Source organism: Neobacillus drentensis (assembly GCF_036965245.1).
Lineage (GTDB): Bacteria > Bacillota > Bacilli > Bacillales > Cytobacillaceae > Neobacillus > Neobacillus drentensis_G.
In genome coordinates this window covers 1-7807 of record NZ_JBALPG010000126.1, presented here as the reverse complement: position 1 = coordinate 7807, position 7807 = coordinate 1, and the positions used below count along the sequence as shown (strand labels likewise).

General features: G+C 32.9%; 6 protein-coding genes. All 6 read right to left on the bottom strand.

Features of this window, described 5'->3' with window-relative positions:
* Positions 1–195: 195 nt before the first annotated feature.
* The 6 genes from V7150_RS21185 to V7150_RS21160 all read right to left on the bottom strand — a co-directional run bounded on the left by V7150_RS21185 (position 196) and on the right by V7150_RS21160 (position 7440).
* Positions 196–1305, bottom strand: coding sequence for a glycosyltransferase (locus V7150_RS21185; protein ID WP_335522227.1), 1110 nt, complete (start codon positions 1303–1305; stop codon positions 196–198).
* A 25-nt stretch (positions 1306–1330) separates the two neighbouring features.
* Positions 1331–2431 carry a glycosyltransferase family 1 protein gene (locus V7150_RS21180; protein WP_335522225.1) on the bottom strand — a complete coding sequence of 367 codons (1101 nt, stop codon included), beginning with the start codon at positions 2429–2431 and terminating at the stop codon, positions 1331–1333.
* Complete coding sequence (locus tag V7150_RS21175) at positions 2416–3567, bottom strand: glycosyltransferase family 4 protein (protein ID WP_335522223.1); 1152 nt, start codon at positions 3565–3567, stop codon at positions 2416–2418. The genes V7150_RS21180 and V7150_RS21175 overlap by 16 nt, the downstream gene beginning before the upstream one ends.
* Positions 3568–3893: 326 nt before the next feature.
* Complete coding sequence (locus tag V7150_RS21170) at positions 3894–5720, bottom strand: polysaccharide biosynthesis protein (protein WP_335522221.1); 1827 nt, start codon at positions 5718–5720, stop codon at positions 3894–3896.
* A 375-nt stretch (positions 5721–6095) separates the two neighbouring features.
* Positions 6096–6758, bottom strand: coding sequence for a CpsD/CapB family tyrosine-protein kinase (locus tag V7150_RS21165; protein WP_335522219.1), 663 nt, complete (start codon positions 6756–6758; stop codon positions 6096–6098).
* Positions 6742–7440 (bottom strand): YveK family protein, encoded by a 699-nt coding sequence (locus V7150_RS21160; protein WP_335522217.1) that lies wholly within the window; start codon positions 7438–7440, stop codon positions 6742–6744. Before V7150_RS21160 ends, V7150_RS21165 begins: the two co-directional genes overlap by 17 nt.
* Between the last annotated feature and the right edge of the window lie 367 nt (positions 7441–7807).

Here is a 7807-nt window from a genome sequence, read left to right as displayed (position 1 = left end):
CGTAAAATGTAACCAATAGTGATTAATATATAATAACCCTTTTCTTTGATCCTCATGGAAAGATAAAATATAACTATTAAAGAATTTATTAGAACGATTATTAGTGATACTACCTCGTGGTCTACAATACTATCTTTAATAATAAAGCAAATGATTCCTTCGATTATAAAAAGGAAAAAGATTAACATATTAATGTTACCCTACTTTTTTAAATTTTTTTAATAATTCATTATAAAAAAAAGCACTTGAAGAAAAATCAAATGAATCTGCACGTTTAATAGCTCTCTGGCTCATTTCACGATACAATTTCGGATCACTAGCTAGTTTTCGAGATTCTTCAGCGATTTTTTTCCAATCATTAATAGGTACTAGGGCGCCATTTTCCCCATCTTGAAGTATTTCTCTCGGTCCAAAGTTACAATCACAAGCAATAACTGGAAGACCTATTGCCATAGCTTCAATAAGAGCTGTTGGGAGGGCTTCTGAACGGCTGGGAAGAATGAAAACATCCATTTCATTTAATAATGCAAATGGATTTTCTAATGGCCCTTTAAAAAACACATGATTTTCAAGACCCAATTTATAAATTTGTTCCTTAAGTTCAACAAAATAACCTTGATTATTAGGTGCTCCAATTATTGTTAGGTTTGCTGGTAACTCTTTTCTGATTTCAGCAAGTGCATTAATTGCAGTGTCATATCCCTTTATTGGATTAATCCACCCCATACAAACTAGTTTAAGTATTGAATCTTTCTTAGTCCTTACTTTAGAAATCACTTTTATTCTTTCAGAAACTATCGGGTTGTAAATAGTAACAGGATCTTTTATCCATCCTTTGTCTATTAGTGCCTGCGCTAAGGATTCAGAGACAGAGATAGTGATATCCTCTGAAGCATAAACGCTCCTTATTAAACTACTTTTAAATCTTTTGTACCATTTATTTTCTAACCCCCATAATTCAGGCCTAGTATGTACTACTCCTATCACATTTGGTTTACATTTACTTAACCTGCTCGCAGCAAGGGCTATCATGTCATGATACCATCCGTTTGAAATTACAAAACTAATAATATTATTATCAATCTCTTTTTTTAATTTCCATATCCGTTGAATAACCTTTAAAGGACCGAGCTTCTTGTTTCTACTTAATACAATCATATCTTGCCGACTTAAAGATGAGAAGTTGGTATCTGATATTATTTTACATTGGTGATCATATTCGGAAAGACATGAAGCCATGTTAAACGCATACCTTGTGATTCCACTAGGACTTGTATCTGCAATATATAATGCTATATTCGCCATTTTTGCTTCCATCCTCTCCCGATTATTAGGTAGATAACTGAAAGTAATAATTTTCAAGATTTCTTGCTGATTCTGAAATATCGTAACCACTATCTCTTAATGCTTTATGATAGGGTTTTATTGAACCAGTCTTTAATGCTTTTAGTTCTTTAGCCCATGTACTTTTATTTTCAAGACTAAAAAAACTAATTAATCCCAAACCTAAATCTACTTCCTGTGTCACAGTTTCTGAAACTAAACAAGGAACACCAATAGCTTGTGCTTCAATAAGAGTTACAGGTAATCCTTCATGTAAAGATGGAAACACAAAAGCATCGAAGCCTTGAATAAGTTCAGAAATATTATCTTTAACTCCCAGTAACTCCACCTGGTTTTCAAGATGCCCATCTCTTACTTTTTGTTTGATTTGATCTTTAAGAGGCCCATCCCCAACTAAGATTAGTTTGGAATTTGGATTTTCAATCGAATAATCCTTAAATATCTCTATTAAAAAGGAATGGTTCTTTTGCCGATTAAACCTTCCAACATGCCCTACAACAAATGTATCAGGATTGATCCCAAACTCATATCTCACTTTTTCTCGTACATTACTTGAAAAAGTGAACTTCGTTAAATCTACGCCGTTTTTAATTATTAGAGAGTCTTTTTTGTTACCGAATAACCATTTTGAAGCAGCTATTGAACAAGCTAGCTTATGCGTTGCAGAATTTTTTATTTTGCGCCCTGCCAGCCATTTATATATCTTTACTAAAACTCCACCCTCACTTTGTGTATTGTGACTGTGAGCAATTCTTATAGGAATGTTTGCTTTTTTTGCAGAACGCAGTACCAATCCACTCATTTTATCCATATGAGAATGAATAATTTTATAATCGGAATTAGAGTTAAAAAATATATCAAGTGCTTTAACATAGCCTTTATGCCCTACAGCTGTTACATAGGGAATCCGGTGAATTTTTCCACCCATTTCAATTATTTCTGAATCAAAAGCACCTTCTTTACACGTCAAAAAATCAAATTGAACTTTTGCCCGATTTATGTTCCTATATAAATTCATTAAAAGCGTCTCAGCCCCCCCTCTATTCATATTAACTACAACATGTAATATTCTTATTGGGCCAGCCACTTTATAGCCTCCTTTTCATTCATAAACTTTTTGTAGATTTTACTTTTTTGTTCTAATACATTTTGAATGCAATATTTTTCTTCAATCATTTTTCTGCCATAATTACCAAATTGAATCTTTTTTTCTGGATCGTTTACTAGGATTTTTATCTTTTCTCCCATCTCTAGAAATGAATTTTTACCTACTATCCAGCCATTACGATCATTCTTAATAAGCTCCTTATGACCCCGATTTTCAGTTGCTACTACAGGCAAACCGCATGACATAGCTTCCATTATATTAACAGGCAACCCTTCTCTGAGACTTGATGCAACAGTAACATCACATATAGGTAAGATTGCATCGATATCTGTTCTATGCCCTAGGAAATTTATCATTTCCTCTAAACCTAAATGTTTTGCAAGTTTTTTACACTCATCCATTAAAAAACCTTCACCAGCGAGTAAGAGTTTAACCTGAGGAGTTTGTTTTTTTATGGATGACATCATACTAATTAGAAATTTCTGATTTTTATTTTCATTAAATTCGGCTGCGTAAAACAATAAAAAATCATCGGCTTGATAACCCAATGATTTTTTTTGCTTAATTTTAGCATCTAATTCAATAGGTTTGAATTTTGATGTATTTACACCAACCCCATAAACATGTTCAATTTGTTTATTTTTAAAATGCTTTTTTGCAAAATGATAGTCTTCATTATTAATAGTAATTAGACAGTCTGTATAATTACATAGCCATTTTTCTATTGGATAATACAAAAGCCAATTTTGAATCGGTGCACCCTCGTAAAAATGAAATCCATGGGCGGTATATATAACCTTGGTACCAGCCTTTCTAGCATTGCGTCCCGCTAAACGTGAAATAACTCCACCCATCGGAGTATGACAGTGTATAATATCAAATTTATTTTGTTCAATAATCTTTTTAAGTTGGAAAGATGAATGGATATTTTTAAATTTAAATGGTGACCTTTGTACAGGAATATTGTATTTTTCATCTACAAACGGGAGATCCAAGACTCCATTAGCAGCAATATGAACCTCCCATCCTTGATCTTTAAACCACTTAAAATAAGGTAAATGAAAAGATTCAAAATGAGTATCTACAGTAGCACAGAATAAAATTTTTTTTGGCATTTTTATCATCCATTCATTCTTCTATTTTACATACTCTTTTTCTTCAACTGTTTTTCTCAAATATTCTAATAACTTTTTCATTAAACCCTCATGGTTTAGAGCGAACTCAATCGTTGTTTGAAAATAACCAAACTTTTCTCCTACATCAAAACGAACATCTTCAAAATCTTATACATAAACAGCTTCATATTGATTTAAGCTAGCAATCGGATCAGTCAGTTGAACTTCTCCACCGGCTCCTGGATTTGATTACTGAGTATTATAAAAATTCTTGGGTTAAGAATATAACGACATAATTGCTTTCTTTACTTTCATTTAACACACTACTAAACGGAGATTGATACTATTGGCTTTGAAGCAGCTTGACCATTTGCAATTAGTAGTAATCTTTCTCTAAGTTCCTCTTTTTCCAGGTTAGTAAAAGTTACTAGGAATTTCTTAATGTCTTCTATAAATAACTCTGACGTTTTGCCGATATAGATTTTCGGATAAATTTGCTGCTCATGAGCTTCTTCCTTTTTTAAAAGCTCTTCAAACAATTTCTCACCTGGTCGTATTCCTGTGAATTCTATTCCAATTTCCTCAATTGAATTTCCCGATAGCTTTATCAGATTTTTAGCAAGATCCACAATCTTAACCGGATCCCCCATGTCTAAAACGAAAATTTCTCCTCCCTTTGCGAGAGCTCCTGCCTGTATCACTAGCCTTGAGGCTTCGGGAATCGTCATGAAGTAACGGACCATGTCTGGATGGGTAACGGTAACAGGGCCGCCTTTTTCAATTTGTCGTTTAAACAAGGGAATGACACTGCCGCGGCTTCCTAGTACATTACCAAATCGCACAGCTACAAATTTCGTCTGACTTTTCCTATCCATATCCTGAATGATCATTTCAGCTAATCGTTTTGTTGACCCCATTACACTAGTTGGATTTACCGCCTTATCTGTGGAAATCATCACAAAGGTTTTTACTCTATTTTTACTTGCAGCCTTGGCAACATTCATAGTACCAATGACGTTGTTTTTTACTGCTTCATCAGGATTTCGTTCCATTAGCGGAACATGCTTGTGAGCGGCAGCATGATAAACAACATCTGGTTTATAAATCCTCATGATCAAATCGATTTTTTCTCCATCCTGTATATCAACAATTTCCGTGATAAACTCGATTGGGGATTTACGATTGTTCTCTTTTAATTCCATATCAATTGAATATATACTGTTTTCACCGTGCCCTAATAGGATAAGTCTTGCCGGATTAAACGGGACAATTTGACGGCCTATTTCTGAACCGATTGAACCACCTGCACCCGTTATTAGGACTGTTTTACCAGTAATGTATTCTGATATACTATCAATATCGAGCTTAATAGGTTCTCTGCCCAATAAATCCTCTACCTGAACATCACGGAACTGGTTGACTGAAATCCTACCTGTAACCAAATCTTCAAGCATCGGCAGAATTTGTGTCTTCGCATTTGTTTTTGAACATTCCTGAAATATAAAGTTCAACTCTTTTTTGCTTAGCGAAGGGATCGCTATCACGATGTTATCAACATTAAATTTTTTTACGGTCTTTTCAATTTTACTAATTCCCCCGATGACTGGAATTCCTAAAATATCAAGGTTTTGCTTATTTAAGTCATCATCAATAAACCCGACCGGGATAAGGTCTGCTTCAAGGTTTTTCAAAAGCTGCCTTGCTACCATGGTTCCAGCGGAACCTGCCCCTACAATCAAAGTTCTCATCTTTTTTGTAGCTATGTTAATAAAGGAATCTTGATACATTCTCCAACAGAATCTTGATCCTCCAATTAAAAGTATATGAAGTAACCATGTAACAGCCAGCATTCTAAAAAAAATTTCTGAAACAATAAGCTTTTGCATAATAGCCGCTACGATTATAGAACAAGTAACAACCTTGAAAATAATTAATAATTCACCAATACTAGCGTATTCCCAAGCCTTTTTATATAAATTGAATACTAATGAAAACAGATGATGGCTAAATAATATGGCAAAAGCCATGATAATTAATGGCATGGTAAGTACATTTAACGTTGCATTCACCAAGAACTGACTAAAAAAAACTGTAGTTGCTACAATGCAGGAGTCAATTAAAATAAATAAAGACAACCTCTGTTTATAGGTCATTTTTTCTCACCTTCCTTGGGTCATTTTAATGCTATTTCCTATGCAGCAAATGGTAATTTCCCTTATTGAGTTCTTTTTGGGAGGCAATCTCCTCTCTCCAATTCTTGTTTATTCAATTGAAATCTTCCATTATAAGGTCCACGTGTGATCTTATAATGGAAAATTTCAATAATAAATAGGGCATTTAACCCCCCCTCACATCACACTTTCGACGACCAGCGTCTAAGGTCTATTTCAACCCACAGCATGACCGAGTGCCTCCATTGATAATGGTAAGAAGACATCACCTATTTTCATACAAACAATTCCGTTCCTAATAAAGAACGAATAACTCAAAAAAAAATCTAAACTTATATTTTTAAAAAAATGTTTTCCTTACTCTTTATCATTTAGTATTACTCCTAATAATTTTGCCTTTGCTGATTCTAAAATTTTCTTTGCCTCAATTGCTTCCTCATTTTTTGTTTTTCCCCAACGAATTACTAATATTTGACCATCACATTGATTAGCAATTATTTTAGCATCGGAGACTTCTAGGACCGGTGGAGTATCAAATAAAATCACATCGTAAAGGATGCTGACAGTTTCAATTAATATTTCCATTTTTTTGGAGCCTAGTAGTTCAGTTGGGTTAAAAGGTATTGGTCCACTTGTCATTAAATCTAAACCATTAATACCTGATCTGAAAATCGAATCTTCAATTATATTTCTCCCGACCAGTACGTCACTTAAGCCAACATAATTCTCCATTTTAAACGTAATATTTAGTGTGGGATTTCTTAAGTCAGCATCAATTAAAAGAACTTTCTTTCCCTGTTGCGCTAAAGATATAGCAAAATTTGAAGCTGTTGTTGATTTGCCATCTTCCCGTTTTGGAGAAGTTATGGTTATAGTACGTGAATTAAGGCAATTATGGGATGATAGAAAATTTGTACGAATTGTTCGGTATTGTTCTGAGATATTGCAATATTGGTTAGTTTCAACTATTAAACCCATTCTTTTTATAATTTGGGGTGATTTTTTATTTACTAGTTTCATAGGACTCCCTCCTTACCGTTACCTTAATCTCCTTATTCATTTTTTTAGTAAAGTGTTTTTTTTTCATTTTAGACACACTTCCCAATACTGGAATCCCTAATAATTGTTCCGTGCCACGCTCAGACCTTATTGTATTGTCTAAAAGATCCAGTAAAAAAATTAGCCCTACTCCAGCAATTAGACCCACTAAAAATCCAAGCATGATGTTCCTTACATGATTTTCGTTAATAGGAAAAGAATTAATTTTTGCTTTTGATAAAATATTTATTTCACTAAATCCTAAAAGGGTTGGGATTTGCTGTTTAAAAACAATTGCAGTTGTATCAGCAATTTGTGCAGCCAATTTTGGATCGGTATCAAAAACAGAAATTTTAACAATTGCTGAACCACCTATACTACTAGCAGAAATTTGCTTACTTAATTCTTCAGGCGTTCTATTTAAGTCCATTTCATCCACCACGTTCTCCAAAAAACTAGGTTCTTTTATCATTACCATAAGGGTAGTCATTAACTCTGGATTTGCATTAACTATCATTCGTGAAGATGATTCATATAGTGGTTTTGTAAAATAAACACTATATATAGTCGCAAGTGCGGAAAATAAAATAGTAGATACAAAAATTAACCAAACACGTTTCTTCATTAAAGTCAGTAATCTTTTTATATTCATTTCCTTTTCCAAAATTACCACCACATTTTTATTTTTTTGTATTAAATACTTTCTATAAAATATATCGCACTTGTTTCTTATAAAGAACAATTAATATAAATTTTATTTGATTTCTCCTTATTTATTTATTTTTAATAATTGTTTATACAGATTCTAAATGTACATTTATTTTAATTCTTTATAAAGAACGAGTCAAGCCATTAATTGGATACATTTTTACTTTAAACAACTAAAGGAATTACTAATACCTAATTGAAACTTGAATATCCTCTTTATTTACTTAGGATAAATAAATTTATTCAATCAATTCTTTATTAAGAACTTTATAATATTTTCTATATAAAAGGCAACTCCTAAAATAGTTCAAATTAATTCGTTT